The organism is Stutzerimonas balearica DSM 6083 (assembly GCF_000818015.1).
GTDB lineage: Bacteria > Pseudomonadota > Gammaproteobacteria > Pseudomonadales > Pseudomonadaceae > Stutzerimonas > Stutzerimonas balearica.
Genome location: NZ_CP007511.1, coordinates 3,270,739 through 3,297,353 on the forward strand (window position 1 = coordinate 3,270,739; position 26,615 = coordinate 3,297,353).

Here is a 26,615-nt window from a genome sequence, read left to right on the forward strand (position 1 = left end):
CTGCGGCAGTCGCCGGTAGCCACGTCGCGGCCACCAACTTATATGATGCGCCTTGCTATGATGGCGCCTCGCACTGATACGGGAACGAACATGACCGATGCCGCCTACTTCTGCCCCCTGTCGCACGAAGGTGTCCTTGCCGTGCGCGGCCCGGACGCCGCCAAGTTTCTGCAGGGTCAGCTGACCTGCAACCTCGCCTATATCGGCGAACACACCTCCAGCCTGGGCGCGCGCTGTACGCCGAAGGGGCGCATGCAGTCGAGCTTCCGGATCGTCCAGGATGGCGACGGCTATCTGCTGGCCATGGCTACTGAGTTATTGCCGCCACAGCTGGAAAATCTCAGCAAATACGCAGCTTTCTCCAAGTCCCGCCTGTCCGACGAAAGCGAACGCTGGAATCGCTTCGGCCTGAGCGGCGCCGACGAGGTGCTGGCCAGCCTTGGCCTGGACCTGCCTCAGGCGCCGGACAGCGTCGCGCGCCAGGAGGGGCTGCTGGCGATTCGCTTATCAGACGGCCGCACCGAGCTCTGGGCGCACCAGGGCGCCGGACAAGTGCGTGAGCAGTTGCAGACACGCCTCCTGCAGGTGCCGCTGGAGCATTGGCTGCTCGCCCAGATACGTGCCGGTATCGGGCAGGTCTTTGGTGCCACGACCGAGCTGTTCATACCGCAAATGATCAACCTTCAGGCACTCGGCGGTGTCAGCTTCAAGAAAGGCTGCTACACGGGCCAGGAAATCGTGGCGCGCATGCAATACCTCGGCAAGCTCAAGCGCAGGCTCCACCGGCTCAGCCTGATGGCCCCCTCGACCGACCTGCCGAGCCCGGGCGTCGAGCTGTTTTCGCCTACCCACGGCTCGAGCGTTGGCGAGGTGGTACTGGCAGCCCCGACGCCGGACGGCATCGAGATGCTTGTCGTGCTACAGGAAGACGCCGCGGCCGACGGCCGCATTTATCTCGGCTCGCCGGATGGCCTGCCGCTCACCCTGCTGACGCTTCCCTATACCTTGAACCCCGACCAGGAAATCCAGCGCTGAAGCCCGTATAAATCGACGGCGGCCCAATGATCGCCGCGGCCTCTGCCCAGAAGACAAGGAATGACATGAGCACCCTCGCCGAAAAGGTCCAACGCGACCTGCTGCTAGCCATCGAGAACGACGACCTGGTGTTACCGACTCTGCCCGAGGTCGCCTTGCGCGTACGCGAGGCCGCCGAAGATCCGGATATCAGCATTGCTGCGCTGAGCAAGGTCATCGGCAACGATGCCGCGCTGACCGCGCGCATCATCAAGGTGGTCAACAGCCCCCTTTTGCGCACCAACCGGGAGATCAACGATCTGCAGACGGCCATCGGTCGCCTGGGCATCAACTACACCTGCAACCTGGCCACCGGGCTGGCCATGGAGCAAATGTTCCAGGCCACCACCGACGTGGTCGACCGCAAGATGCGTGAAGTCTGGAACAAGAGCACCGAGGTCGCAGCCATCAGCCATGTGTTGTGCCGCCATTACACGCGCCTGCTGCCCGACCAGGCGACACTCGCCGGCCTGGTGCACCAGATTGGCGTCTTGCCGATCCTGACCTATGCCGAAGAGCACGGCGCCCTGATGGCCGACTCGATCAGCCTGAACCACGTGATCGACAAGATTCATCCGATCCTCGGCGAGCGCATCCTGCGCACCTGGGACTTCCTCGAGCCGATTGCCGTCGTGCCCGGTCAGTACTGCGACTTCACTCGCGACTCCGCCGCGGCCGATTACACCGATATCGTGCAGGTCGCCACACTGCAGAGCTACCTGGGCACCAACCATCCCCTCACCCAGCTGGACTGGCAGCGGATTCCCGCCTTTGCCAAGCTCGGCCTCGACCCCAGCACCCTGTTGCACGATGACGAAGACCTTTCGGTCGCCATGGATGCTGCAATGAGCATGCTTCAATAACGCCAGCGGCGTCTGACGGCGACCAGGTAACCGCTCGGCCGAAAACACGAACGCGCCTCAGCCGATCCAGTCACACCCAGAGACGGCCCCATGCCGACACGCCCTGCCAACTACCTGGCTGGGAACACCTGGTCCACGCTGGAGAACGCTGATGATGCACGCTACCCGAACCTATCTTCGCGCCGCTGCCGTCCTGCTGCTCGGCTTCGCCGCCAACCTGGCTCACGCCGCACAGGGCGATGACTTCCTCGACCGGGCGTCAGCCAATGGCATTGCCGAAATCGAGACCGCGCGCATGGCGCTCGAAACGAGCCAGGCAGAGGACGTGCGCGCCTTTGCCCAGCGGATGCTCGACGACCATACGAAGTCACGCCAGGACATGGCGCGCCTGGCCAAGGAAAAAAACCTGCCGCTCTCCGACGAAGCCACGTTGATGAACAAGGCCAAGGCGATGATTCTCGAGCTGCGTGACGGCGAGGACTTCAACGAGGCTTATGCGAACAACCAGGTCGTGGCCCACGAGCAGACCATCGAGCTGTATCGCGACTACCTGAAGAACGGCCAGAACTCGGACCTGAAGCAGTTCGCCGAAAAAATGCTACCCACGCTCGAGGAGCATCTGCAGCAGGCCAAACAACTCCAAACCCGACACGTCGAGCAAGACTGATCCCACTGCAGCTACTTAAACAGCCTCGGGCAGGCGCCAATCGATGGGCTCCATGGCGTGCTGCCTGAGGAATTGATTGGCCCGACTGAAGTGCCCATTGCCGATGAAACCGCGGTGCGCCGAAAGCGGCGATGGGTGAGCCGACTTGAGCAGCAAATGTCGGGTGGGGTCGATCAGCCGTGCTTTACCCTGTGCGTGCGCTCCCCACAGCAGAAACACGAGATGTGGCCGTCGGTCGGCCACGATCTCTATGATCCGGTCGGTGAACCGATGCCAGCCTGCTTTGGCATGGGAGCCTGCCAAACCACGCTCGACGGTCAGTGAAGTGTTGAGCAGCAACACGCCCTGCTCGGCCCAGCGCTGCAGGTAACCATGCGGCGGAACCGGCAGGTTCAGGTCGCGCTTGAGTTCCTTGTAGATGTTCTGCAGCGAGGGTGGCGGCGCAATACCCGGCTGCACGGAAAAGCACAGGCCGTGCGCCTGCCCCGGACCGTGGTAAGGGTCCTGACCGATGATCACCACCTTGACCTGATCGAGCGGTGTCGAATTCAGCGCATTGAATATCAGCGGCCCCGGAGGATAAATGACCTTGCCCGCCGCCTTCTCTCGACGCAGGAACGCCGCCAGCTCTTTCATATAGGGCTGTTCGAACTCCTCTCGTAGCGCTTCCTTCCAGCTGGGCTCCAGCTTGATTCGCTCATCCTGCGGCATGCTCTCACCTGCTCGTACTCGACCGCGGCACCCTAGAAAAGCCAGGGAGCACTGTCAACGCAGGCCTACGACAAATAACTGACCGAGCCTTGCGCCGCAGCAACACATGCCCGCCCCGCCACCGGCAAAATGGCGTCTCGGTCACATTCACGACGTGGCGTGATCGCGGCTGACGGGATAACTGATGACGCCCGTGCGACCGCAGAGTAAAAAAGCTGACTGCCAACAAACCAATAACAATTAGCTCGCAAGGAATCTGCAATGAAACGGATACCCCTCTTGGCGCTGGCGCTAGGGTTCTGTGTCGCTGCCCAGGCCGCCGATCCCATCACCCTTGGACTGAATTACCCCCGCACGGGCAGTTACAAGGAAGAAGGGCTCGCACAGATGCGCGGCGCGCTGATGGCGATCGACGAGATCAACGCGCGCGGCGGTGTACTCGGCCGACCACTGCAACTGGTCAGCCGCAATACCGCGTCTCGCCCGGCCAAGGCCGTAGCCAACGTCGACAAGATGGCCGATGACGGCGTCGCCATGCTATTCGGTGGCGTTTCCAGTGCCGTCGCAATCGCTGCCAGCAAACGCGCCAAGGAGCGCGGGCTCCTCTATTTCGGCACCCTGACGTACTCCAACGACACCACGGGCAAGGACGGCCACCGTTACATGTTCCGCGAGTGCAACAACGCCTGGATGAGCGCACGGGTGCTGGGGCAATACCTCAACGAGCACCTGCCGGGCAAACGCTACTTCTACATCACCAGTGATTACACCTGGGGCCACACCAGCGAGAGCTCGCTTCGCCAGGCTACCGGCACGCAGGACCCGACCAAGCATCCAGGTGTGCGCACGCCCTTCCCCGGGGCCCGCCTGTCGCAGTACCGCGCGGCGTTGGAACAGGCACGCGACAGCGGCGCCGATGTCCTGGCGCTCGTATTGTTCGGCGAGGACATGGTGCGCGCCATGCGCATCGCCAATGATCTCGGCCTGACCAAGCAGATGCAGATCGCCGTACCGAACCTGACGCAAAGCATGGTCGAGCTGGCCGGGCCGGACATCATGCGCGGCGTGCTCGGGACCGAACCCTGGACCTGGCGCGTCCCGGAGATCGAAGGCTCTGCCGCCGGTCAGGCCTTCGTGAAGAACTTCGATGAGCGCTACCAGACCCATCCATCCAGCTCTGCCGCCTCGGCGTACAGCATCGTCTACCAGTGGGCCGACGCCGCGACACGTGCCAAGAGCATCGCCAGCGAGCAGGTGATTGCCGCGCTGGAGGGTCATCGCTACAGCCTGCTCAAGGATGAACAACAGTGGCGCGCCTTCGACCACCAGAATGTCCAGACGGTGTACGCGGTGCGCGTCAAACCTCGCGAAGAAGTGCTCAAGGATCGCTTCAAGCAGGACTACTTCGAGATCGTTCACCGCCTCAGCGGCGAACAGGCAGCGCCTACACTTGCCGAATGGCAGGACGAACGGCGCGCGGGCAACCAACCGCTCAAGCTGCAGTGACACCCCACGGGCGCGGCGTACCGCCACGTACGCCGCGCTCGGGCGCACGCCGTGCTCCAGCACCTGTCGTAACGTCTGACATGGCCGCCGGCGGCCTGCGTTTTGGAGAGCGAGCAGCATGCGTACAGCCCTTGAACCCTATCAATCCGGTTTTTTCGACGTTACCCACAAGCTGACCGTCGAAAAGCACGGTCACACAGCCCTCATCACCATCAATCACCCGCCGGCCAATAGCTGGGACCGGGAGTCGCTGATCGGCCTCAAGCAGGTGGTCGAGCATCTCGACCGGGACGACGAGATCTACGCACTGGTGATCACCGGCCAGGGCGAGCGCTTTTTCAGTGCAGGTGCGGATCTGCAGCAGTTCGCCGAGGGCGATCCAATCCGTGCACAGGAGATGGTGCGGCGGTTCGGCGAAGCCTTCGAGGCGCTACGCGACTTCCGTGGGGTTTCCATTGCGGCGATCAACGGCTTCGCTTTGGGGGGCGGGCTGGAATGCGCCCTTGCCTGTGACCTGCGCATCGCTGAAGAGCAGGCCGAATTGGGCCTGCCCGACGCAGCCTTCGGCCTGTCCCCCTGCGGCGGTGGCACGCAGGCGCTGGCCTGGTTGGTCGGCGAAGGCTGGGCCAAGCGCATGATTCTCTGTGGCGAGCGCATACGCGCCGACACAGCCCTGCGCATCGGCCTGGTCGAGCAGGTCTGCCCGAGTGGCGAGTCGCGCGGACACGCCTTGATGCTTGCCGCGCGCGCAGCGCAGCAGAGCCCAGTGGCGATTCGCGCGATAAAGCCGCTGATCGACGGCGCGCGCAAGCGCCTGCCGGAATCCTTTCGGGCAGCCGAGCGGGAAACCTTCCTTCGATTGTTCGACGCCGCAGACACGCGGGAAGGCATCCAGGCCTTTCTGGAAAAGCGTGAACCGCGCTGGCGCAATCGCTAGCCGAGCGACGCTCAACGGCGATAAGGCTGATAGCGCCCGCCGTGATCGTAGCCGCGCTGCAGGGTGCGGTAGTCCCGCGTCGGCGGGCGCTGCCAGTGCGGCACGCCAGGCTGCTGCGGACGCCATTGCCCGGGCGGCGCGGAGCGATGCGGCGGAAAGCGGTCGGCTCGGCGCGGATAACGTTCCAGGCGTCCCGGAGCGTGCCGGTCGTAGTAGCGCTGTGGCAGCCGCCCGTCGTAGCGCGGCGGGAGATTCGGACGGTAATGCGGCTGGTATGGATAGGGGCTGCGGGGATCGTAGCGATAGTCCCGCGATGGCGCTTGGTAGCGCGGCCCCTCCGGATCGTAGACAAAGACGCCGCCGCGCCACTGCGCCTGCGCCAGGCCGGCACTCAGCACCAACGACAGCGCCATCACGAGCACACTCGTTTTCATGGACACCTCCATGCCGGTCGGTTGCCGACATGCATGCCTTGCATATGACCACAACGGCGGCACCCGCGATCACCGTTCGGATGATCGGCGCGCCCGGCCGAGCGCTGCGGCAGCCCGCCGCAGCTTGTACCGTCGGCGACGCTTCCCGATAATAGCCGCCCTTTACCTTCACGGCTCCCGCAGATCGCGACGGAAACGCTAATGACCGAACTCGCCCTGATCATGGTTAGCGCCATTCTCGTCAATAATTTCGTGCTGGTGCAGTTTCTCGGACTATGCCCGTTCATGGGCGTGTCCAAGAAGATCGAGACAGCCATTGGTCTGTCTCTGGCAACAACCTTCGTGCTGACGCTGGCCGCGATGTGCAGTTATCTCGTCCAGCGCTATGTACTGCAGCCGCTGGACCTGGAGTTCTTGCGCACCATCAGCTTCATCCTGGTGATCGCCGTGGTCGTTCAGTTCACCGAGATGGTGGTGAACAAGACCAGCCCGCTGCTGTACCGGGTACTTGGCATCTTTCTGCCGCTGATCACTACCAACTGCATCGTCCTTGGTGTCGCCCTGCTCAATGCCAACAAGAGCGAGTTCACCTTCATCACCGCCACGGCGAACGGCTTCGCCGCCGGTCTGGGCTTTTCTCTGGTCCTGGTGCTGTTCGCCGCCATGCGCGAGCGGATTGCCATTGCCGATGTACCGCGCTCCTTTCAGGGCCCGGCCATCGGCATGATCACGGCGGGCCTCATGTCGCTCGCGTTCATGGGCTTTACCGGGCTGATCAAGCTATGAGCATGGTGTTGGTCGCCGTTCTGGCGCTTCTCGCGCTGTGTCTGGTATGCGGCGCCATCCTGGGATTCGCCGCCGTACGCTTTCGCGTCGAGGGCGACCCTATCGCCGAGCAGGTCAATGCCCTGCTGCCGCAGACCCAGTGTGGCCAATGCGGCTATCCGGGCTGCAAACCCTACGCCGAAGCGATCGCCGCCGGTGACAAGATCAACAAATGTCCGCCGGGCGGCGAAGCGACCATCCAGGCGCTGGCCGACCTGCTCGACGTCGAGCCCGAGCCGCTGGACGCCGAGGGCGGCGAGAAGCCGCAAATGGTCGCCTATATCCGCGAAGCGGAGTGCATCGGCTGTACCAAGTGCATCCAGGCCTGCCCGGTCGACGCCATCGTCGGAGCCGCACGCCAGATGCACACCGTCATCGTCTCCGAGTGCACCGGTTGCGACCTTTGCGTGGAGCCCTGCCCGGTCGACTGTATCGACATGATCGAGGTCGGTCGCGACCTGCGCAGCTGGAAGTGGGACTTGCCGACGCCTCCGGGCCGGCTGATTGCCACCGACCGGGAGCAAGCCGCATGAGCGCATTGAAGGTGTGGGACATTCCCGGCGGCATTCATCCGCCGGAGCACAAGACACTTTCCAACGGTACGCCGATCCAGCAGCCGCCGCTGCCGAGGCGGCTGATCGTACCGCTCGCACAGCACCTGGGCGCACCTGCCGAACCTTGCGTCGCGGTGGGCGAGCGCGTGCTCAAGGGACAGAAGATCGCCGAGGCGACCAGTGCGGTCAGCGCGCCAGTCCATGCGCCGACCTCGGGGGTGGTGAGCTTCATTGGCCCGCAGCCCTACCCGCACACATCCGGCCTGCCGAGCGCCGCCATCGTCATCGACAGCGACGGCCAGGACGAGTGGATCGCATGCGAGGCCATTTCCGATTACCGTGCCCTGGAGCCGACCGAACTGCTCGCGCGGATTCGCCAGGCCGGCATTACCGGCCTTGGTGGGGCCGGCTTTCCCACCGCAGTGAAGCTGGCCGCGAGACCCGCCCAGCAGATCCGCACGCTGATCATCAATGGCACCGAGTGCGAGCCCTACATCACCGCCGATGACCTGCTGATGCGCGAGCGCGCCAGCGCCCTGGTCAGCGGCATCGACATCCTCGTCCACTTGATCGCCCCGGCTGAGGTCATGATCGGTATCGAGGACAACAAGCCGGAGGCCATTGCCGCGGTCCGTCAGGCACTCGGCGAACGTCCTTACGTCCTGAAGGTGTTTGCGACGAAGTATCCGTCTGGCGGCGAGCGGCAGCTGATTCAGATCCTCACCGGCGAAGAGGTTCCCAGCGGCGGCCTGCCTGCCGACATCGGCATGCTTTGCCAGAATGTCGGTACCTGTGTCGCCGTGCACGACGCGGTACTGCTCGGCCGGCCGTTGATCTCGCGCATCACGACGCTGACCGGCGAAGCACTGAGCCAGCCGATGAACGTCGAAGCACTGATCGGCACGCCCGTCGGCGAGCTGCTCGAATTCGCCGGCCTGCACCGCGATCGACTGTCCCGCCTGATCATGGGCGGCCCGATGATGGGCTTCACGCTGCCCTCGCTCGACGTCCCGCTGATCAAGACCACCAATTGTCTGCTCGCCGTTACCGCAGCCGAACTACCCGCCCCCCCACCGGCACTGCCCTGCATCCGCTGTGGCGAATGCGCTGAGGTTTGTCCCGCGCGGCTGCTGCCGCAACAGCTGCATTTCTTTGCCCTCGGCCAGGAACACGAACAGCTCAAGGCGCACAACCTGTTCGACTGCATCGAGTGCGGCGCCTGCGCCTATGTCTGCCCCTCAAGCATCCCGCTGGTGCAGTACTACCGGGCCGCGAAGGCGGACATCCGCGATCTCGAGCAGAAGCAGCAAAAGGCCGAACATTCACGACAGCGCTTCGAGCTCCGCCAGGAACGCCTGCGCAAGGCCGAGGAGCAGAAAGAAGCCGAGCGCAAAGCACGTGCAGAGAAAGCCGCACGCGCCAAGGCCGCACAGGCAGATACACCGACCGCCGCCGCAGTGGCACAGGCCCAGGCGCAAAAACCGGGCCTGAGCGACGAGCAGAAGCGGCTGAAGATCGAGGCGAGCATGGCTCAGGTCGCGCTGCGCAAAGCCGAGAAACAACTGGCCGCACATGCGACCGCCGAGCTCGAGGCCCAGGTAGTGCAGTTGCGCGAGGCTGCCGCCGCAGCCCAGCAAGCGCTGGATGCGGCGCTGCCGACCCAGCCTGCCGTGAACGACGATACCGCCGCCAAGAAGGCCAAGATCGAAGCGGCCATGCTCAAGGCGCAGATCCGCAAGCTAGAGAAACTGGACGCCCCGGATGCCGACCAGCAGGCCGAGCTGGCCCGTCTGCGCGAGCAGCTCGAACAGGCTGAGCGGGCCGTGGCAAGCGCCGCCCCTGCGCCAGCCGCGACACCCGCCGTGCAGGACGACGCCTTGAAGAAGGCCAAGATCGAAGCAGCCATGCTCAAGGCACAGATCCGCAAGCTCGAGAAACTGGACGCCTTGGATGCCGACCAGCAGGCCGAACTGGCCCGTCTGCATGAACGGCACGAGTCGGCCCAAGCGGCCGTTACGGCACTGGAAAACGGCTTGGCGACCTCGCCTGCCAAAGCGGAGGCCGATCCAACCCTGAAGCAGGCGAAGATCGAGCTGGCAGTGAGGCGTGCCGCGTTAAAGAAAGCCGAAAAAGCAGGCCGCGAAGCGTCCGAACTGGCAGCGCTGCGAGCTGAGCTGGAGCAAGCCGAACAGGCTCTGCATGCCGCTGAACAGGCCTGCGGCAAGCCGGCGCCGGTACTGGTTCGCACGGGCAATCCAGCGGTCGATGAAACCACCCGGGCACTGAAGACCGAACTGGCCTTTGCCCGTGCCGACCTGCGCAAGCTGGAACGTGAGGCGAGCCCCGATGCTGCTGCGCTGCTAGCCGCACGCCAGCGCCTGGCCGAAGCCGAGCGAAAACTCACGGAGCAGGTGACCTAGCGATTGCGTCGGGCGCCCTGACAAAAAGACAGCGGCTCGATTAGGAGCACGGCGCACCTGACCCCAGGTCGGCTGCGTCACTGCATGGATACAATGCCGGCCCGCGCTGGCAGCTGGTGGTTTCGACCCCCATACGCACATTTACGGAGCATTCATGGCCCTGCCCCGCCTCACCTCGCCTCATGCCAAGGGGAGCAACCGAACCCAGCGCGTCATGCTGCTGGTGCTGCTGGCTGCGCTGCCGGGCGCGCTCGTGCTGACCTGGCTGTATGGCGCCGGTACGCTGATCAACCTGTGCTGGGCCAGTAGCGCCGCCTTGGCGCTGGAGGCTGCGCTGCTCAAGGCGCGTCAGCGTCCGGTAAGATTCTTCCTGCTGGACGGTAGCGCTGTGGTGACGGCCGTGCTGCTGGCACTTGCCCTGCCACCCTACGCCCCCTGGTGGCTGACGCTGATCGCGGTGGCCAGCGCCATCGTTCTGGGCAAGCAGCTCTACGGTGGGCTGGGGCAGAACCCCTTCAATCCGGCCATGGTCGGCTACGTCGTCGTGCTGATCTCCTTCCCGGTCGAAATGACCACCTGGCCGGTCCCGCATGCCGTCGGGCTTGTCGACGGTCTGCTGCAGATCCTTGGCGCGCAGGCGCTGCCAGACGGCTGGAGCCAGGCCACGGCCCTCGACGTACTGAAAGTCAACAAAAGCCTCACCGTCGACGAGCTCTGGCGCAATCCGGCGTTCGGCCACTTCGGCGGCATCGGCTCGGAAGTGGTGAACCTCGCCTTTCTCGCGGGCGGCCTGTTCCTCTTGCACAAGCGGATCTTCACCTGGCACGCGCCTGTCGGCATGCTCGCCGCGCTGCTGCTGATGAGCCTGGTGTTCTGGAACGGTAGCGGCTCCGATAGCCATGGTTCGCCGCTGTTCCATCTGCTCAGCGGCGCCACCATGCTTGGCGCCTTCTTCATCGTGACCGACCCGGTCAGCGGTGCCACGAGCACGCTCGGCCGACTGGTGTTTGGCGCCGGTGTCGGCATCCTGCTGTATGTGATCCGCGCCTGGGGCGGCTACCCCGACGGCGTGGCCTTCGCCGTGCTGCTGATGAACCTCGCGGCACCGACCATCGATTACTACACCCGTCCGCGCACCTACGGCCATCGCAAGCCCGAGCGCGGCTTCAAGCTGGGCGAATGATCATGATGCTTCCGGAAATCAGCCGCTCGATGCTGAAGAACAGCCTGGTGCTCGGGCTGTTCGCCATTGCCACGGTCGGCAGTGTCACCTGGCTCCAGCAAGGCACTGCCGAGCGCATCCAGGCGGCCGAGCGCGCCGCGCAGGTGCGCGCGCTCGGCGAGATCCTGCCGGCCGAAACCTACGATAACGACCTGCTCGCCGATACCGTCGAGGTGCACGACCCGCTGCTCGGCACACGCACCCCGCGGCCCGCCTTTATCGCACGCAAAGCCGGCAAGCCCACCGCGGTGATCTTGCAGGTCACCGCGCCCGACGGTTACAGCGGTGCGATCCAGTTGCTGGTCGGCATCGGTGTCGACGGACGACTGGCTGGCGTACGCGCGCTCAGTCATCGTGAAACACCCGGGCTCGGAGACCGCATCGAACTGGCCAAGAGCGACTGGATCCGCGGTTTCGAAGGCAAATCGCTGAGCAATCCGGAGGCTTCCGGCTGGGCCGTGAAGAAGGATCGCGGCGAGTTCGATCAGTTCGCTGGTGCCACCATCACGCCTCGTGCCGTGGTTGAGGCGGTTCATCGTGCGCTGCAGTTCTTCGACGCCCATCGCCCGGAGCTGCTGGCTCAGCGTGGCGAGCCCGCCGCACTCGACGCTGGCGCGCCGACGCAGGCACCCGACGTCACGCGACATTCACGCGCCGGTACGGCCGCAGCGCTCGAACCGTCGTCGCTTGCACCGCCCACTGGCGCAGAGGAGCAATGACATGAGCACCGTCAACTACCGCGATCTGACGATCAACGGCCTGTGGAAGAACAATCCGGGGCTGGTGCAACTGCTTGGCCTGTGCCCACTGCTCGGCGTGAGCAACTCGACGGTCAATGCTCTCGGGCTCGGCCTGGCGACGATGCTGGTGCTGACCTGTTCCAACCTGGCCGTATCGCTGGTTCGCGGCGTGGTGAACACGGCCGTGCGCCTGCCGGCATTCGTCATGATCATCGCCGCGCTGACGACCTGTATCGAACTGCTGATGCAGGCTTTTACCTATGAGCTCTACCAGATCCTCGGCATCTTCATTCCCCTGATCACCACGAACTGCGTGATCCTCGGCCGCGCCGACGGCTTTGCTGCCAAGCATGGGCCGCTGGCCGCCGTTTTCGATGGCCTGATGATGGGCCTGGGCTTCTGCCTGGTGCTCGTGGTGCTAGGCGGAACGCGCGAGCTGTTCGGTACCGGCGCGCTGTTGGCCAACATGAACCTGCTGTTCGGACCGGCAGCGGCCGACTGGCAGCTGACCCTCGTACGGGATTACAAAGGCTTCCTGCTCGCGATCCTCCCTCCGGGGGCGTTCATCGTCCTCGGCCTGCTGATCGCGCTGAAAAACCGCATCGACCATGCCCTGGCCGAACGCCGCAAGGCCGAAGCCCCCCAAGCCAGTGCGCCCTCGCGCCGCGTGCGGGTAACCGGAGTCATCGAATGATCCGCTTGCCTCATCCGGCCCTGCCACTCGGGCAGCGTCCGCCGGCTTGCGGGGATCACAGCGCATGAACGCCGAGAAGCGCAGGGAGATCTTTCGTCGCTTCCACGAGGACAATCCCGAACCGAAGACGGAGCTGGCCTACAGCTCGCCGTTCGAGCTGCTCGTCGCGGTGATTCTATCGGCGCAGGCTACCGACGTAGGCGTGAACAAGGCCACGGCCCGGCTGTTCCCGGTCGCCAATACTCCCGAAGCGATCCATGCACTCGGTGTCGAGGGCCTGGAGCCGTACATCAAGACAATCGGGCTTTACCGCAGCAAGGCCAAGAACGTCATCGAGACCTGCCGCATCCTCGTCGAACAGCACGGCGGCCAGGTTCCCGACAACCGCGAAGCGCTCGAAGCGCTGCCGGGCGTCGGCCGCAAGACCGCCAACGTCGTACTGAACACGGCATTCCGCCAGCTGACCATGGCGGTCGACACGCACATCTTCCGCGTCGCGAACCGGACCAACATCGCGCCGGGCAAGAATGTACTGGAGGTCGAGCGCAAGCTTCTCAAGGTCGTGCCCAAGGAGTATCTGCTCGATGCCCATCACTGGCTGATCCTGCATGGCCGTTACGTCTGCAAGGCCCGCCGCCCGCAGTGTGGCAGCTGCAGGATCGAAGACCTGTGCGAGTACAAGCACAAGACCTCCGACGATTGAGCCGCAACGAAAAAACCGTGCGTCTCGATTGAAAAAATCTTTTTTACGGCCTCCAGGTTTGCCGCTATAAGGTGCGCCAAAGCGCCCCATCGCCTTGGAGTGAACACGTGTCCGAAAAAGAAGATATCCAGATCGAAGACGACTTCATCGCCGAAGAGGACGATGACAGTAGCGAGGCTCCGGTCGAGGTCGCCAAGACCAACCTGACCAAGCGCCGCATCATCGACAACCTGCTCGAAGAGCGCCGCCTGCAAAAACAGCTCAACGACTTCGACTTCGATCTCTGATCGCGCAATGGCCCCGCTAACGGGGCCATCACGTCTCAATCCGCCCGCTGCGGCGACAGCAATTCGATCTTGTAGCCGTCCGGGTCTTCGACGAAGGCCAGGATGCTCGAGCCGTGCTTCATCGGCCCCGGCTTACGGGTGATCTTGCCGCCGCGGGCGCGAATGTCCTCGCAGGCCTTGTAGACATCCTCAACTTCCAGGGCGATGTGTCCGTAACCGCTCCCCAGGTCATAGGTATCCACGCCCCAGTTGTAGGTCAGCTCGATCACACTGTTGTGCGCCTCGTCACCGTAGCCGACAAACGCCAGGGTGAACTGGCCGTCCGGGTAGTCCTTGCGGCGCAGCAGGGTCATGCCCAGCACTTCGGTATAGAAGGCGATGGATCGGTCCATGTCGCCGACACGCAGCATGGTATGCAGCAGTCTCATCAGGATTCTCCTCTGTTTTCAGAGCACGGAAAGCATGACCCCGGCTCGTGGCCGGGGTCATGGTCAGGCTAGCGGTTACCAGCTTATCAGAGCGGACTGCGGCCCTTGCCCGCCGCGATGCGCATGCGCAGCGCGTTGAGCTTGATGAAGCCGCCAGCATCGGCCTGGTCGTAGGCACCCGCATCGTCTTCGAAGGTGGCAATGTTGGCGTCGAACAGCGAGTCATCCGACTTGCGGCCGACGACGATGACGTTGCCCTTGTACAGCTTCAGGCGTACCACGCCGTTCACGTTCACCTGCGAGGCGTCGATCATCTGCTGCAGCATCAGCCGCTCGGGGCTCCACCAGTAGCCGTTGTAGATCAGGCTGGCGTACTTGGGCATCAGTTCGTCTTTCAGGTGCGCCACTTCACGGTCGAGGGTGATCGACTCGATCGCACGGTGGGCCTTGAGCATGATGGTGCCGCCGGGCGTCTCGTAGCAGCCGCGCGACTTCATGCCCACGTAGCGGTTCTCGACGATGTCCAGGCGACCGATGCCGTTCTCACCCCCGATGCGGTTCAGTTCGGTCAGCACCTGGGCCGGGGTCATGTCCTTGCCGTCGATGGCAACGATGTCACCGGCGCGGTAGGTCAGCTCAATGTAGGTGGGGCTATCCGGCGCGGATTCAGGGGACTTGGTCCAGCGCCACATGTCCTCTTCATGCTCGGTCCAGGTGTCTTCCAACACGCCGCCCTCGTAGGAGATGTGCAGCAGGTTGGCGTCCATGGAGTACGGCGACTTCTTCTTGCCGTGGCGCTCGATCGGGATGGCATGCTTTTCGGCGTAGTCCATCAGCTTCTCGCGCGAGAGCAGGTCCCACTCGCGCCAGGGCGCGATGACCTTGACGCCCGGCTTCAGCGCATAGGCACCCAGCTCGAAGCGCACCTGGTCGTTGCCCTTGCCGGTGGCGCCGTGGGAGATGGCGTCGGCGCCGGTCTCGTTGGCGATCTCGATCAGGCGCTTGGCGATCAGCGGACGGGCGATCGAGGTACCCAGCAGGTACTCGCCTTCGTAAACGCTGTTGGCACGGAACATCGGGAAAACGAAGTCACGCACGAACTCTTCGCGCAGGTCGTCAATGTAGATTTCCTTGACGCCCAGGGCCTGTGCCTTGGCGCGAGCCGGCTCGACCTCTTCGCCCTGCCCCAGGTCGGCAGTGAAGGTCACTACCTCGCAGTTGTAGGTGTCCTGCAGCCACTTGAGGATCACCGAGGTGTCCAGGCCACCGGAATAGGCCAGAACCACCTTCTTAACGTCCGCCATGCCATCAGCTCCACGGTGTTGTACGAAAAGCCCGTGATTCTACGCCTGGCGGCCGGGCTTTTACAGGGGCTCAGCTGGTCGGGCTGGCCGCCGTGGCCGTCGCCGGCACCGCCGCCTCGCGCTCCAGGCGAACGGCCACACGGCGATTCTGCGCGCGATTACGCGCGTTGCTGTTCGGTACCAGCGGGTAACGCTCGCCATGGAAGCGCAACGTGATCTGCTCTTCCTTCACGCCGTTGGCGATCAGGTATTCCTGCACCGCCAGGGCTCGGCGCCGCGAAAGATCACGATTGGTCAGGCGGTTACCGCTGTTGTCGGAGTGCCCATCCAGAAGGACACGGTTGACGCTCGGATCGGCCCGCAGGTAGGCCAGGACCCGATCCAGCTGAGCGCGGCCGGCTGGCTCCAGCGCGACGCCACCACTGGGAAAAGGCACACGGGTCTGCCGCACCTGATCGAAATTGACCGGCAGCAACTTCGCCGTGCAGGCGCGATATTCCTCATAGGCCTTGGCAAAGCGCGCCGGCAATAGGCGCACCTCCAGCGGATCGCCACCGTGAGAAGTGCGATGGCGCACCACCGGACTGCGCCCTTCCAGGAGCCCTGTCAACAGTCGCCCCGCCTGTGCCTGGGAGCTGTTGAAGGGGATATCGCCACCGCGAACGGCAACGGACCCCAGGTTGATATCGCTGCGTGTCGGCTGCCAGGGAGCTGCGGCCGCGAGCAGCGTTGCCGTACCGTTGTCGAGCCAGCGCTGCGGCGAGTGCAAGCGAAACACCGCCTGCTCACCCGCGCGGCGGACGAACTCACCCTGCCCGAAGCCGGCGACCGGCTGGATCAGCCGACACTCGAACTGGTCGCCCTCCACGCGCCATTCCACCCGCTCCAGACGCGTCTGGAAGGTGATGGCACTGGCAGGGGTCGCCAGCAGGCAGAACAACAGGACAGGACGCAGGCGCACGGCGAGCTCCGCTGAATGGACAGTTACCTCGGAGATATCGGGCCCCACGGGGGAAACTTGAGCCGCCCCGCGCCACTGGCGAGGCAGCCGCTCCACGCCTCGCCATCGCACGACGTGCCGTGCCGTGCCAATTCCGGTAGCATGCGGGCACGTTTGACCGGCCTGGAAGATAGCTGCATGAGCGACCGAATTACCCTGCTGCGCCCCGACGACTGGCATATCCATTTGCGCGACGGCGCGGCCCTTCCGCATACGGTCGGCGATGCGGCCAGGCAGTTCGCTCGCGCCATCGTCATGCCCAACCTGGTGCCGCCAGTTCGCAATGCGGACGAGGCCCAGGCCTATCGGCAGCGCATCCTGGCGACGCGCCCCGATGGCAGCCGCTTCGAGCCGCTGATGGTGCTCTACCTCACCGACAACACCCAACCGGATGAGATCCGCCAGGCCCGCGCCAGCGGTTTCGTTCATGCGGCCAAGCTCTATCCTGCCGGCGCGACCACCAACTCCGCCTCTGGCGTGACCAGCCTCGACAACATCTTTCCGGTGCTGGAGACGATGGCCGAGGTCGGCCTGCCGCTGCTGGTCCACGGCGAGGTCACTCGCAGCGAAGTCGATATCTTCGACCGGGAAAAGCGCTTCATCGACGAGCAGCTCTGCCACGTCACTGCGCGCTTCCCGACCCTCAAGGTGGTGTTCGAGCACATCACCACAGGTGACGCCGTGCAGTTCGTCGAGGCTGCCGGTAGCAATGTGGGCGCGACCATCACCGCCCATCACCTGCTGTACAACCGCAACCACATGCTGGTCGGCGGTATTCGCCCGCACTTCTTCTGCCTGCCCATTCTCAAGCGCAACCTCCATCAGGAGGCGCTGCTCGACGCAGCCACCAGTGGCAACGCGAAGTTCTTCCTCGGCACCGACTCGGCGCCCCATGCGCAACATGCCAAGGAGGCAGCCTGCGGCTGCGCCGGCTGCTATACCGCGTATGCGGCGATCGAGCTCTACGCCGAAGCCTTCGAACAGCGCAATGCACTGGACAAGCTCGAAGCCTTTGCGGCCCATCACGGCGCAGACTTCTACGGACTGCCGCGTAACACGGAGCAGATCACACTGGTACGCGAGGACTGGCAGATGCCGGCGAGCCTGCCGTTCGGTGAGCAACAGGTGATCCCGCTGCGGGCGGGCGAAACCTTGCGCTGGCGCCTGGAGGGCTCGCGATGAGCGACGAAAGCTTCGATGACGAACTGGACGGCAACCTGCCCGGCAAGCCTCGCTCGCCAATGGCGCGCCGTTTTCGCGGTTTTCTGCCCGTAGTGGTGGATGTGGAATGTGGCGGCTTCAACTGCGCCACCGATGCCCTGTTGGAGATCGCCGTGGTACCTATCGCGATGGACGAACAGGGCCTGCTCTACCCGCAGGAGACGCTGTTCTATCGGGTCGAGCCGTTCGAAGGTGCCAACATTGAGGCGGCTGCGCTGGAGTTCACCGGCATCAAGCTCGACCACCCGTTGCGCATGGCGGTGCCTGAATCCCAGGCGCTTGGCGACATATTCCGCCACGTCCGCAAGGCAGTGAAGTCGGCAGGCTGCAAGCGCGCCATTCTCGTTGGGCACAACAGCAGCTTCGATCTCGGCTTTCTCAACGCCGCTATCGGCCGTTGCGATCTGAAGCGCAATCCATTCCACCCCTTTTCCAGCTTCGACACCGCTACCCTCGCCGGTCTCGCCTACGGCCAGACGGTGCTGGCCAAGGCCTGTCAGGCGGCAGGTATCGAGTTCGACGGCCGAGAAGCGCATTCGGCGCGCTACGATACCGAGAAGACCGCCGAGCTGTTCTGCGGCATCGTCAACCGCTGGCGCGAGATGGGCGGCTGGGAAGAATTCGACGAGTAAGGGATCGGTCGTGCGGCTGATCGCCCCTCGCAACGCAAAAGGCCCATCGTTCGATGGGCCTTTTCGTTTTCGCCGAAGCTCAGCGATTAAAGCGGCTTGCCGCGGTTACCATGCGCACCGACAAACGCCTGGACGGCAGCCAACTCGTTGGGCAGAACGGTGCAACGCTCACCGCGCTCGAACAGGTCCGCCAGGTGCGCCGGCAGCGACAGCGCCTTGCCGACTCCGGCCTTCTCCACCGCCTCCGGGAATTTCACCGGATGAGCGGTGCCGAGCACCACCATCGGCGTGCTCAGGCTGCGACGACATTCGCGCGCCGCACGCACGCCGATGGCGGTATGCGGGTCAAGCAGCTCGCCGGTGTCACGGAATACGTCCGCGATGGTGGCGCAGGTCTGCTCGTCGTCAACGGCAAGCGAATCGAACAGTTTGCGCGCCTCGGTCCAGCGATCCTCCTCGACCGAAAGCTTGCCGCTGCCCTTGAAGCCATCGAGCAACTCGGCGACGGCCTTGCCGTTGCGTCCATGCAGATCGAACAGCAGGCGCTCGAAGTTGGACGACACCATGATGTCCATCGAGGGCGACAGCGACGGGTGCAGGGTGTCCTTGTCGTAGCGGTTGCCGGACATGAAGCGATGCAGGATGTCGTTGCGGTTGGTCGCCACGATCAGCTGGCTGACCGGCAGCCCCATGTTGCGGGCCAGGTAGCCGGCGAAGATGTCGCCAAAATTGCCGGTTGGCACCGAGAAGGCCACCGAACGCGCCGGAGCGCCGAGCTGCAGCGCCGCATGAAAGTAGTAAACGATCTGGGCCATGATCCGCGCCCAGTTGATCGAGTTCACTGCGACGAGGCGGGTGCCCTTGAGGAAACTCTGGTCGGCGAAGCTTGCCTTGACCATCTCCTGGCAGTCATCGAAGTTGCCCTCGATGGCGATGTTGTGGATGTTGTCCCCGGCGATGGTGGTCATCTGCCGGCGCTGCACTTCCGACACGCGGTTATGCGGATGCAGGATGAAGATGTCCACGTTCTCGCAGCGACGGCAGCCCTCGATGGCCGCCGAGCCGGTATCCCCGGAGGTCGCACCCATGATCACCACGCGCTCGCCGCGCTTGGCCAGCACGTAATCGAGTAGCCGCCCGAGCAACTGCAACGCGAAATCCTTGAACGCCAGGGTGGGACCATGGAACAGCTCGAGCACCCACTCGTTGCCATTGAGCTGGCGCAGGGGCGCTACGGCGGCGTGGGCGAAGACGCCGTCGGCGCCCGCCGCGTAGGTGTCGGCGAGAATCTGCTTGAAATCCGCATCCGGAATGCTCTCGGCAACGAACGGCCGCATCACCTTGAAGGCCAACTCGTGATAAGGCAGACCGGCCCAGGAGGCGATCTCCTCGATGGTGAAGTGCGGTAGGTTCTCCGGTACGTAGAGACCACCGTCACTGGCCAGCCCGGCGAGCAGGACATCTTCGAAGTTCAGGGCCGGTGCCTGCCCACGGGTGCTGATGTAGCGCATTGTTCAAACCTTTGGTTGAGCCCGTGCGACAGGAGCCTGACGCCGACGGCTGCTGTCTTAGTTGAGCTGTTCCACGCGGATACGGACGACCTTGCCCACCACGTCTTCGAGGTGTTCCAGCGCGGCGATCGCATCGTCGATTCGCTGCTCGACCACGCGATGGGTGACCAGAATCACTGGCACCAGGCCATCTTGCTCCTCGGCCTCTTTCTGCATGATCGATTCGATGTTGATGCCGCGCTCGGAAAGAATGGTCGCCACCTGCGCCAGCACGCCCGGATGGTCCTTGGCCTGGATGCGCAGATAGTAGGCGCTCTCGCAGGCGCCGATCGGCAGGATCGGATGATCGGACAAGGCGTCGGCCTGAAAGGCCAGGTGCGGCACACGATGGTGCGGGTCGGTCGTCAGCGCACGCGCGACATCGACCAGATCGGCGACAACAGCCGAAGCGGTCGGCTCCATGCCGGCACCGGCACCATAGTAGAGCGTGCTGCCCACCGCATCGCCATTGACCATCACCGCATTCATCACGCCGTTTACGTTGGCGATCAGCCGGTCGGCCGGGATCAACGTCGGATGCACGCGCAGTTCGATACCTGCCTCGGTGCGCCGGGCCATCCCCAGATGCTTGATGCGGTAACCCAGCGCCTCGGCATAGTTGACGTCAGCGGTGGTCAGCTTTGTGATGCCCTCGGTATAGGCTTTGTCGAACTGCAACGGGATGCCGAAGGCAATCGAGGCAAGGATGGTCAGCTTGTGCGCGGCATCGATCCCCTCGACATCGAACGTCGGGTCGGATTCGGCGTAGCCCAGCGCCTGAGCTTCCTTGAGCACGTCCTCGAAGGCGCGCCCCTTCTCGCGCATCTCGGTGAGAATGAAGTTGCCGGTGCCATTGATGATGCCGGCCAGCCAGTTGATGCGGTTTCCCGCCAACCCCTCACGGATCGCCTTGATGACCGGGATACCGCCTGCTACCGCTGCCTCGAACGCAACGATGACGCCCTTCTCGCTGGCCTTGGCGAAGATCTCGTTGCCGTGCACGGCAATCAGCGCCTTGTTGGCGGTCACCACATGCTTGCCGTTATCGATGGCCCTGAGCACGAGTTCACGGGCCAGGGTATAGCCGCCGATCAGTTCGACGATGATATCGATCTCGGGATTTTCAGCGACGGCGAACACATCGTCGGTGATCGGCGTATCACCGATATCGCACCGCGGATTGGCGTGGCGAGTGGCAATCTGGGCAACTTCGATGCCTCGTCCGGCGCGGCGAGCGATTTCCTCGGCGTTGCGTTTGAGCACATTGAAGGTACCGCCACCGACGGTCCCCAGCCCACAGATGCCAATCTTCACCGGTTTCAAGCTGAACTCCCCATTCACAGCGAAGCGGCTGGAGCCCCCAGCCGCAAAAGGATTCGCACATTACGAAGGGAGGCCGCGTTAGTCAATTGCGCGGCCTTTCACTCAGCTGGGCAAATCACGAGAGCGCCTTCACTTGCCCGCGCGAAGTGCGAGTTCGGCGAGCTGGGCGGCAGGCTGGTAGCCCGGAATCAGTTGCCCATCGGCAAGCACGATCGCGGGCGTTCCCTGAACACCGATACGCTGACCGAGTTGATACTGTTCGGCGACAGGATTGTCGCAGCTGGCTGGCGGAACCTCCTTGCGTGCCTTGGCCAGGTTCATCGCTGCCTGTCGATCTTTGGCACACCACACGCTGGCGAGCGTCTGCGCTCCATGACTGCCCATGCCCTGACGCGGGAAGGCGACGTAGCGGACCTCGACTCCGAGCCGATTGAGTTCGGGCACCTCGCTGTGCAGCTTCTGACAATAGCCGCAATCGGTATCGGTAAACACCGTGATGTGCGTTTTGGCAGCAGCCGGGGAGAACACGACCATATCCTGCTTGGCAATCGCGTCGATCTGCTTGGCGATCGCTTTCGTCTGCGCCTGTTCGGTCAGATTGACCGCTTGACCGTTCTGGAACTGGTAAAGATAGCCGTGCAACACGAACTGGCCATCGGCGCTGACATAGAGCTGCTGGCCACCGGTCAGCTGCACCTGGTAGATGCCCGAGAGCGGACTTTCGGCGATCGACTCGATCGGCATGTCCGGCTGCAGCGATTGCAGGCTCTGGCGAATGGCCTGCTCGGGCTCGGCAGCGAACGCAACGCTGCCAAACAGGCCAAAGGCCACCGCAGCAAGGGAGAGTGCGCGCATGAAATACTCCTGGGAACAGCGCTTGGCAAAGGCTTCCAAGCCTACCACAGCGCAACATCGCGAAATGCTGCGCAGGTCGCTAGCCGCGCGGATGATGCATGGCGTGCAGCGCCTGCAGGCGTGAACGCGCGATGTGCGTATAGATCTGCGTTGTCGATAGATCACTATGCCCGAGCAGCATCTGCACCGTGCGAAGATCTGCCCCGTGGTTCAGCAGATGCGTGGCGAAGGCATGCCGTAGCGTATGTGGCGAAATGGACGTGCTGATGCCGGCCGTACGAGCGTGTAGCTTGATGCGATGCCAGAACGTTTGCCGAGTCATCTGCTCTCCCCGCTGACTGGGAAACAACGCATCGCACGGACGGCCTGCCAACAGCGTTCCACGCGCCTCGCGCAGATAGCGCTCAAGCCAGGCAAGCGCCTCCTCGCCCAGGGGGACCAGACGCTCCTTGCGGCCTTTGCCAAAGGCGCGCAGAACGCCTTGGCGCAGACTGACCTGTTCCAGGGTTAGGCCGACCAGCTCCGAGACCCGCACGCCGCAGGCATAGAGCACTTCCAGCATGGCGCGATCGCGCAAGCCGAGAGGGTCATCGATATCGGGCGCCGCTAGCAGCGCCTCGACATCCGTTTCGGAGATCGCCTTGGGCAGCGGCCGCCCGACACGCGGAAGCTCGACCCGCAGCGTCGGGTCGACGGCAATGTCCCCCTCGCGCAACAGGTAACGGTAGAAACCACGCAACCCGGACAACAGGCGTGCGGTAGAACGCGCCTGATAGCCGTTTTCCAACCGCCAGGCCAGGTGATCCAGAATCGCCTCGCGGCCTGCGTTTCTCAGCTCGATGCCGCGGCCTTCCAGCCAACCGTTGAACAGAGCCAGATCGCTCCGATAGGAGGCCCGAGTATTGTCTGCCAGGCCCTTTTCCAGCCAGAGACTGTCGAGAAAGCGATCGATGAGAGGGTGACCCGGCGCGGACATGTTTACCTTTGACGTGGCCCCAGAAGGCTGGCGTTCTATCGCACCGCTCCGTCATCGGCAAGGCGACGGCTCTACGAAAGACTGGGCGGCACCGCAGTAAAACAGAAGGCTAAAAAAAAGCAGCCCGAAGGCTGCTTTTTTTGGAAGAGGCGTCGATCAGGACAGCTTTTCCTTGATGCGCGCGGCCTTGCCGGACAGATCGCGCAGGTAGTACAGCTTGGCCTTGCGCACGTCACCGCGACGCTTGACGCTGATGCTGTCAACCAGCGGGCTGTAGGTCTGGAAGGTACGCTCGACACCCACGCCGCTGGAGATCTTGCGCACGGTGAAGGCGCTGTTCAGACCGCGGTTGCGCTTGCCGATCACGACGCCTTCGAACGCCTGCAGACGCTGGCGCTCGCCTTCCTTGACCTTCACCTGGACAACAACGGTGTCGCCGGGGGCAAAGGCCGGAATTTCTTTGCTCATCTGCTCGGCTTCGAGCTGCTGGATGATCTTGTTGGTCATGCTGTGCTCCTAAGGCAGGCCGGTCTGCGGCTGCCATCGATACGTTAAGTCAACTATCGTCCCGTTGACGGATATATTCCGCCAACAGCTTTTGTTCTTCCCCAGAAAGCGAGCGGCTATCCAGAAGATCGACACGGCGTTCCCAGGTTCGCCCCAGGGACTGCTGCAAACGCCAGCGCCGGATGTGTTCATGATTGCCACTGAGTAGCACTTCAGGAACACGTTTACCCTCATACACCTCAGGACGCGTGTAGTGCGGGCAGTCGAGCAGGCCGTCGGTAAACGAATCCTCCTCGGCGGAATCAGCATGCCCCAGGGCTCCGGGAAGCAACCTGGTCACGGCATCGATCAGGACCATCGCCGGCAGCTCGCCGCCGGACAGTACGTAATCCCCGATCGACCATTCCTCATCCACGTGCGCCTCGATAAAGCGCTCGTCGATACCTTCATAGCGGCCAGCGATGAGAATCAAAGACTTCTCCTCGGCCAGCCTGCGAACGTCAGCCTGCTTCAGCTGGCGTCCCTGCGGCGACAGATAGATCACCTTCGCCTGCATGCCGCCGGCTTGCCTGGCATCCGCCAGCGCCAGCTCGAGCGGCTTGATTTTCATCACCATCCCTGGGCCACCGCCAAACGGGCGATCATCCACTGTCTGATGGCGATCCTCGGTGTAGCTTCGAGGATTCCAGCAATTGAGCTCCAGCAAGCCCTGCTTCATCGCGCGACTGGTAATGCCGTAGTCACGGATAGCAGCGAACATCTCCGGGAACAGACTGATGACATCGACACGCAGCGCGGACATGAGCTTAGAAATCCGCGTCCCAGTCGACTCTCATCTCCCCGGCCACCAAATCAATCTGCTGTACGCACTGATCGGTGTAAGGCAGCAGTCGCTCACGATCGTCCAGGCTGCCGACACAAGGCTTGACCACCAGAACGTCGTTGGCACCGGTCTCGAGCAGATGATCCACCACACCGAGCAACTGCCCGAGCGCATCGATCACCTTCAGCCCCTGAAGCTGGTGCCAGTAGTACTCACCCTCATCAAGGGCGGGCAGCAGATCACGCGGAATGCAGATCTCGAAATCCACGTAGTCTCGTGCCACGTCGCGGTCGCCGACACCCTTTAGGCTGGCGACCAGGACATTGCCCTGGACTCTTCCCTTGATGACCTGCACCTGCCTGACTTCCTCGCCTCGCCGTAGCGTCCAGCTGCGGTAGTCCAGCAGGTTATCGATCGGATCAGTGAAGGAGTACACCTTCACGTCACCGCGAACGCCATGCACCGACACGATCTTGCCGATGACCAGCAGGTCTTCGGCCGGGGCAGACGTCTCGCTCATGTGATTCAGGCAGCGGCCTTGGCAGCTTCCTTCAGCAGCTGAGCAACACGCTCAGACGGCTGGGCACCCTGGCTCAGCCAGTAAGAAGCGCGTTCCTGATTCACGGACAGCTTCACCTCGGCACCGGTAGCGACGGGGTTGAAGAAGCCGATACGCTCGACGAAACGGCCGTCACGCGGGTTGCGGCTGTTGGTCACGGTCAGGTGGTAGAACGGGCGCTTCTTGGAGCCGCCACGGGCGAGACGAATAGTTACCATGTGAACATCGTTCCTGTAGGGTCGGTACAGCAATCTTGAAACAGGGCCCGAGGCCCGAAAGGCCGCACATTTTAAGGATTATGCGAGCTTTTGCAAATGGCTTTTTCCGCCGGGCCTCGCGAGAGGTGTCCGGCACGGTCAAAGTCAGAACTTCGGCATGCCGCCGCCGGGCATCATGCCGCCCAGGCCGCGCATCATTTTGGTCATACCGCCTTTGCCGGTGACCTTCTTCATCATCTTCTGCATCTGCTTGTGCTGCTTGATCAAACGCCCGACGTCCTGCACCTGGGTACCGGACCCGAGAGCGATCCGCCGCTTGCGCGAGCCGCTGATGAGATCGGGATTGCGCCGCTCGGCCGGCGTCATGGAGTTGATGATCGCCTCCATCTGCCGGAACTGCTTTTCCGCTGCGCCCTGGGCATTGCCCATCTGCGAGAGATTCACACCGCCGATTGCTGGCAACTTGTCCATGAGGCTGCCCAGGCCGCCCATGTTCTTCATCTGCTGCAGCTGATCGCGGAAATCCTCCAGATCGAAGCCCTTGCCCTTCTTGAGCTTCTTGGTGAGTTTCTCGGCCTTTTCCCGATCCAGCGTCTGCTCGGCCTGCTCGATCAGACTGAGCACATCGCCCATGCCAAGAATGCGCGAAGCGATCCGATCGGGATGGAAGGGTTCGAGCGCATCGCTCTTCTCGCCCATACCGAGAAACTTGATCGGCTTGCCGGTAACGTGGCGTACGGAAAGCGCGGCACCGCCCCGCGCATCACCATCTACCTTGGTTAGCACCACGCCGGTCAATGGCAGCGCCTCGCCAAAGGCGCGTGCCGTATTGGCTGCGTCCTGTCCGGTCATGGCATCGACCACGAAGAGCGTCTCGGCCGGCTTGATCGCGGCATGTACCGCCTGGATCTCGTCCATCATCTCGGCGTCGATCGCCAGCCGACCAGCGGTATCCACCAGCACTACGTCGATGAACTTCAGCCGCGCCTCGCGGATCGCCGCCTGGGCGATATCCACTGGCTTCTGACTGGTATCGGACGGAAAGAAGGTCACCCCCACTTCACCGGCCAGGGTTTCCAGCTGCTTGATCGCTGCCGGGCGATAGACGTCGGCCGAGACCACCAGCACCGACTTCTTCTTGCGCTCCTTGAGGAAGCGAGCCAGCTTGCCGACCGTCGTGGTCTTGCCCGCACCCTGCAGACCGGCCATCAGCACCACGGCCGGTGGCGCCACGTTCAACGCCAGGTCCTCGTTGGCCGCACCCATCAGCTCTTCGAGCTCCGCGCGCACGATCTTCACGAAGGCCTGGCCCGGTGTCAGGCTCTTGGCCACCTCGGTCCCGACCGCGCGCTCCTTGACCTTGTTGACGAACTCCTTGACCACCGGCAGGGCGACATCAGCCTCGAGCAGCGCCATGCGCACCTCGCGCAGGGTGTCCTTGATGTTGTCTTCGGTCAGCTTCGCCTTGCCGGTGACATGGCGAAGCGTTTGCGACAGGCGATCGGTTAGGTTTTCGAACATGAGCCATTCCACGCTGGTGTGGTGAAGGCGGCGATTATAGAAGCGTAAAGCCGTGGGCCGG

At 63.4% G+C, this 26,615-nt stretch carries 29 protein-coding genes; 15 read left to right on the top strand and 14 right to left on the bottom strand.

What is annotated here, in order from left to right:
* Window positions 1-90 precede the first annotated feature (90 nt).
* From ygfZ to CL52_RS15070, 3 genes are all read left to right on the top strand, one after another.
* Window positions 91-1,035, top strand: a complete 945-nt coding sequence (ygfZ, locus tag CL52_RS15060) for a CAF17-like 4Fe-4S cluster assembly/insertion protein YgfZ (protein WP_041104320.1) — start codon at window positions 91-93, stop codon at window positions 1,033-1,035.
* Between the two features lie 65 nt (window positions 1,036-1,100).
* The gene (locus tag CL52_RS15065) at window positions 1,101-1,937 is read left to right on the top strand and encodes an HDOD domain-containing protein (RefSeq protein WP_043221541.1); all 837 of its coding nucleotides are present in this window, start codon (window positions 1,101-1,103) and stop codon (window positions 1,935-1,937) included.
* Between the two features lie 151 nt (window positions 1,938-2,088).
* Window positions 2,089-2,604, top strand: coding sequence for a DUF4142 domain-containing protein (locus tag CL52_RS15070; protein WP_041104316.1), 516 nt, complete (start codon window positions 2,089-2,091; stop codon window positions 2,602-2,604).
* A 15-nt stretch (window positions 2,605-2,619) separates the two neighbouring features.
* Here the strand turns inward: CL52_RS15070 and ung are convergent, their stop codons facing one another.
* Window positions 2,620-3,315 carry a uracil-DNA glycosylase gene (gene ung, locus CL52_RS15075; RefSeq protein WP_043221543.1) on the bottom strand — a complete coding sequence of 232 codons (696 nt, stop codon included), beginning with the start codon at window positions 3,313-3,315 and terminating at the stop codon, window positions 2,620-2,622.
* A 261-nt stretch (window positions 3,316-3,576) separates the two neighbouring features.
* On the opposite strand from ung, the gene CL52_RS15080 reads away from it, so the two are divergent.
* Window positions 3,577-4,821, top strand: coding sequence for a substrate-binding protein (locus CL52_RS15080; RefSeq protein WP_043221544.1), 1,245 nt, complete (start codon window positions 3,577-3,579; stop codon window positions 4,819-4,821).
* Window positions 4,822-4,939: 118 nt separating this feature from the next.
* Window positions 4,940-5,758 (top strand): enoyl-CoA hydratase, encoded by an 819-nt coding sequence (locus CL52_RS15085; RefSeq protein ID WP_043221546.1) that lies wholly within the window; start codon window positions 4,940-4,942, stop codon window positions 5,756-5,758.
* A gap of 11 nt (window positions 5,759-5,769) precedes the next feature.
* Here CL52_RS15085 and CL52_RS15090 read toward each other — a convergent pair whose 3' ends face one another.
* Complete coding sequence (locus CL52_RS15090; protein WP_052264578.1) at window positions 5,770-6,192, bottom strand: hypothetical protein; 423 nt, start codon at window positions 6,190-6,192, stop codon at window positions 5,770-5,772.
* A gap of 201 nt (window positions 6,193-6,393) precedes the next feature.
* On the opposite strand from CL52_RS15090, the gene rsxA reads away from it, so the two are divergent.
* The 8 genes from rsxA (at window position 6,394) to CL52_RS15130 (ending at window position 13,637) form a co-directional block, all read left to right on the top strand.
* Entirely contained in the window at window positions 6,394-6,978 is a 585-nt protein-coding gene (gene rsxA, locus CL52_RS15095) for an electron transport complex subunit RsxA (protein WP_041104308.1), read from the top strand.
* The gene (rsxB, locus tag CL52_RS15100; protein WP_043221548.1) at window positions 6,975-7,550 is read left to right on the top strand and encodes an electron transport complex subunit RsxB; all 576 of its coding nucleotides are present in this window, start codon (window positions 6,975-6,977) and stop codon (window positions 7,548-7,550) included. Before rsxA ends, rsxB begins: the two co-directional genes overlap by 4 nt.
* Complete coding sequence (gene rsxC / locus CL52_RS15105; RefSeq protein WP_043221550.1) at window positions 7,547-9,991, top strand: electron transport complex subunit RsxC; 2,445 nt, start codon at window positions 7,547-7,549, stop codon at window positions 9,989-9,991. The genes rsxB and rsxC overlap by 4 nt, the downstream gene beginning before the upstream one ends.
* Before the next feature lie 154 nt (window positions 9,992-10,145).
* Window positions 10,146-11,174 (top strand): RnfABCDGE type electron transport complex subunit D, encoded by a 1,029-nt coding sequence (locus CL52_RS15110; protein WP_043221552.1) that lies wholly within the window; start codon window positions 10,146-10,148, stop codon window positions 11,172-11,174.
* 2 nt (window positions 11,175-11,176) lie between these two features.
* Entirely contained in the window at window positions 11,177-11,932 is a 756-nt protein-coding gene (rsxG, locus tag CL52_RS15115; RefSeq protein ID WP_052264630.1) for an electron transport complex subunit RsxG, read from the top strand.
* Window position 11,933: 1 nt separating this feature from the next.
* Complete coding sequence (locus CL52_RS15120; RefSeq protein ID WP_043221554.1) at window positions 11,934-12,647, top strand: electron transport complex subunit E; 714 nt, start codon at window positions 11,934-11,936, stop codon at window positions 12,645-12,647.
* Between the two features lie 64 nt (window positions 12,648-12,711).
* The gene (nth, locus tag CL52_RS15125; RefSeq protein ID WP_043221556.1) at window positions 12,712-13,350 is read left to right on the top strand and encodes an endonuclease III; all 639 of its coding nucleotides are present in this window, start codon (window positions 12,712-12,714) and stop codon (window positions 13,348-13,350) included.
* A gap of 107 nt (window positions 13,351-13,457) precedes the next feature.
* Window positions 13,458-13,637, top strand: coding sequence for a PA3496 family putative envelope integrity protein (locus tag CL52_RS15130; RefSeq protein WP_041104298.1), 180 nt, complete (start codon window positions 13,458-13,460; stop codon window positions 13,635-13,637).
* A 35-nt stretch (window positions 13,638-13,672) separates the two neighbouring features.
* On the opposite strand, the gene gloA is transcribed toward CL52_RS15130, so the two are convergent.
* The 3 genes from gloA to CL52_RS15145 form a co-directional block, all read right to left on the bottom strand.
* Window positions 13,673-14,065: a lactoylglutathione lyase gene (gene gloA, locus CL52_RS15135; protein ID WP_043221558.1), complete on the bottom strand. Its 393-nt coding sequence runs from the start codon at window positions 14,063-14,065 to the stop codon at window positions 13,673-13,675.
* Between the two features lie 86 nt (window positions 14,066-14,151).
* Window positions 14,152-15,369 (bottom strand): argininosuccinate synthase, encoded by a 1,218-nt coding sequence (locus CL52_RS15140; RefSeq protein ID WP_043221559.1) that lies wholly within the window; start codon window positions 15,367-15,369, stop codon window positions 14,152-14,154.
* Window positions 15,370-15,439: 70 nt separating this feature from the next.
* A complete protein-coding gene (locus tag CL52_RS15145) occupies window positions 15,440-16,330 on the bottom strand; it encodes a flagellar protein MotY (RefSeq protein WP_043221561.1) in 891 nt (296 codons plus the stop codon).
* 177 nt (window positions 16,331-16,507) lie between these two features.
* Here CL52_RS15145 and pyrC point away from each other — a divergent pair, with 177 nt between their 5' ends.
* On the top strand, window positions 16,508-17,551 hold the full coding sequence (gene pyrC / locus CL52_RS15150) for a dihydroorotase (protein WP_043221563.1): 1,044 nt from the start codon (window positions 16,508-16,510) through the stop codon (window positions 17,549-17,551).
* Entirely contained in the window at window positions 17,548-18,222 is a 675-nt protein-coding gene (rnt, locus tag CL52_RS15155) for a ribonuclease T (RefSeq protein WP_043221564.1), read from the top strand. Before pyrC ends, rnt begins: the two co-directional genes overlap by 4 nt.
* Before the next feature lie 86 nt (window positions 18,223-18,308).
* On the opposite strand, the gene thrC is transcribed toward rnt, so the two are convergent.
* From thrC to ffh, 9 genes are all read right to left on the bottom strand, one after another.
* Window positions 18,309-19,733 (bottom strand): threonine synthase, encoded by a 1,425-nt coding sequence (thrC, locus tag CL52_RS15160; RefSeq protein WP_043221566.1) that lies wholly within the window; start codon window positions 19,731-19,733, stop codon window positions 18,309-18,311.
* Between the two features lie 57 nt (window positions 19,734-19,790).
* Entirely contained in the window at window positions 19,791-21,095 is a 1,305-nt protein-coding gene (locus CL52_RS15165; protein ID WP_043221568.1) for a homoserine dehydrogenase, read from the bottom strand.
* Between the two features lie 129 nt (window positions 21,096-21,224).
* Window positions 21,225-21,950: a bifunctional protein-disulfide isomerase/oxidoreductase DsbC gene (dsbC, locus tag CL52_RS15170; protein ID WP_043221569.1), complete on the bottom strand. Its 726-nt coding sequence runs from the start codon at window positions 21,948-21,950 to the stop codon at window positions 21,225-21,227.
* A 79-nt stretch (window positions 21,951-22,029) separates the two neighbouring features.
* Window positions 22,030-22,926 carry a site-specific tyrosine recombinase XerD gene (gene xerD, locus CL52_RS15175; RefSeq protein WP_043221571.1) on the bottom strand — a complete coding sequence of 299 codons (897 nt, stop codon included), beginning with the start codon at window positions 22,924-22,926 and terminating at the stop codon, window positions 22,030-22,032.
* A 156-nt stretch (window positions 22,927-23,082) separates the two neighbouring features.
* The gene (gene rplS, locus CL52_RS15180) at window positions 23,083-23,433 is read right to left on the bottom strand and encodes a 50S ribosomal protein L19 (RefSeq protein ID WP_041104280.1); all 351 of its coding nucleotides are present in this window, start codon (window positions 23,431-23,433) and stop codon (window positions 23,083-23,085) included.
* A 49-nt stretch (window positions 23,434-23,482) separates the two neighbouring features.
* Window positions 23,483-24,235, bottom strand: a complete 753-nt coding sequence (gene trmD / locus CL52_RS15185; protein WP_043221573.1) for a tRNA (guanosine(37)-N1)-methyltransferase TrmD — start codon at window positions 24,233-24,235, stop codon at window positions 23,483-23,485.
* A 4-nt stretch (window positions 24,236-24,239) separates the two neighbouring features.
* Window positions 24,240-24,776, bottom strand: a complete 537-nt coding sequence (rimM, locus tag CL52_RS15190) for a ribosome maturation factor RimM (protein WP_043221575.1) — start codon at window positions 24,774-24,776, stop codon at window positions 24,240-24,242.
* Window positions 24,777-24,781: 5 nt separating this feature from the next.
* Window positions 24,782-25,033, bottom strand: a complete 252-nt coding sequence (gene rpsP, locus CL52_RS15195; RefSeq protein WP_041104274.1) for a 30S ribosomal protein S16 — start codon at window positions 25,031-25,033, stop codon at window positions 24,782-24,784.
* 144 nt (window positions 25,034-25,177) lie between these two features.
* Window positions 25,178-26,554, bottom strand: a complete 1,377-nt coding sequence (gene ffh, locus CL52_RS15200; RefSeq protein ID WP_041104272.1) for a signal recognition particle protein — start codon at window positions 26,552-26,554, stop codon at window positions 25,178-25,180.
* Window positions 26,555-26,615 lie beyond the last annotated feature (61 nt).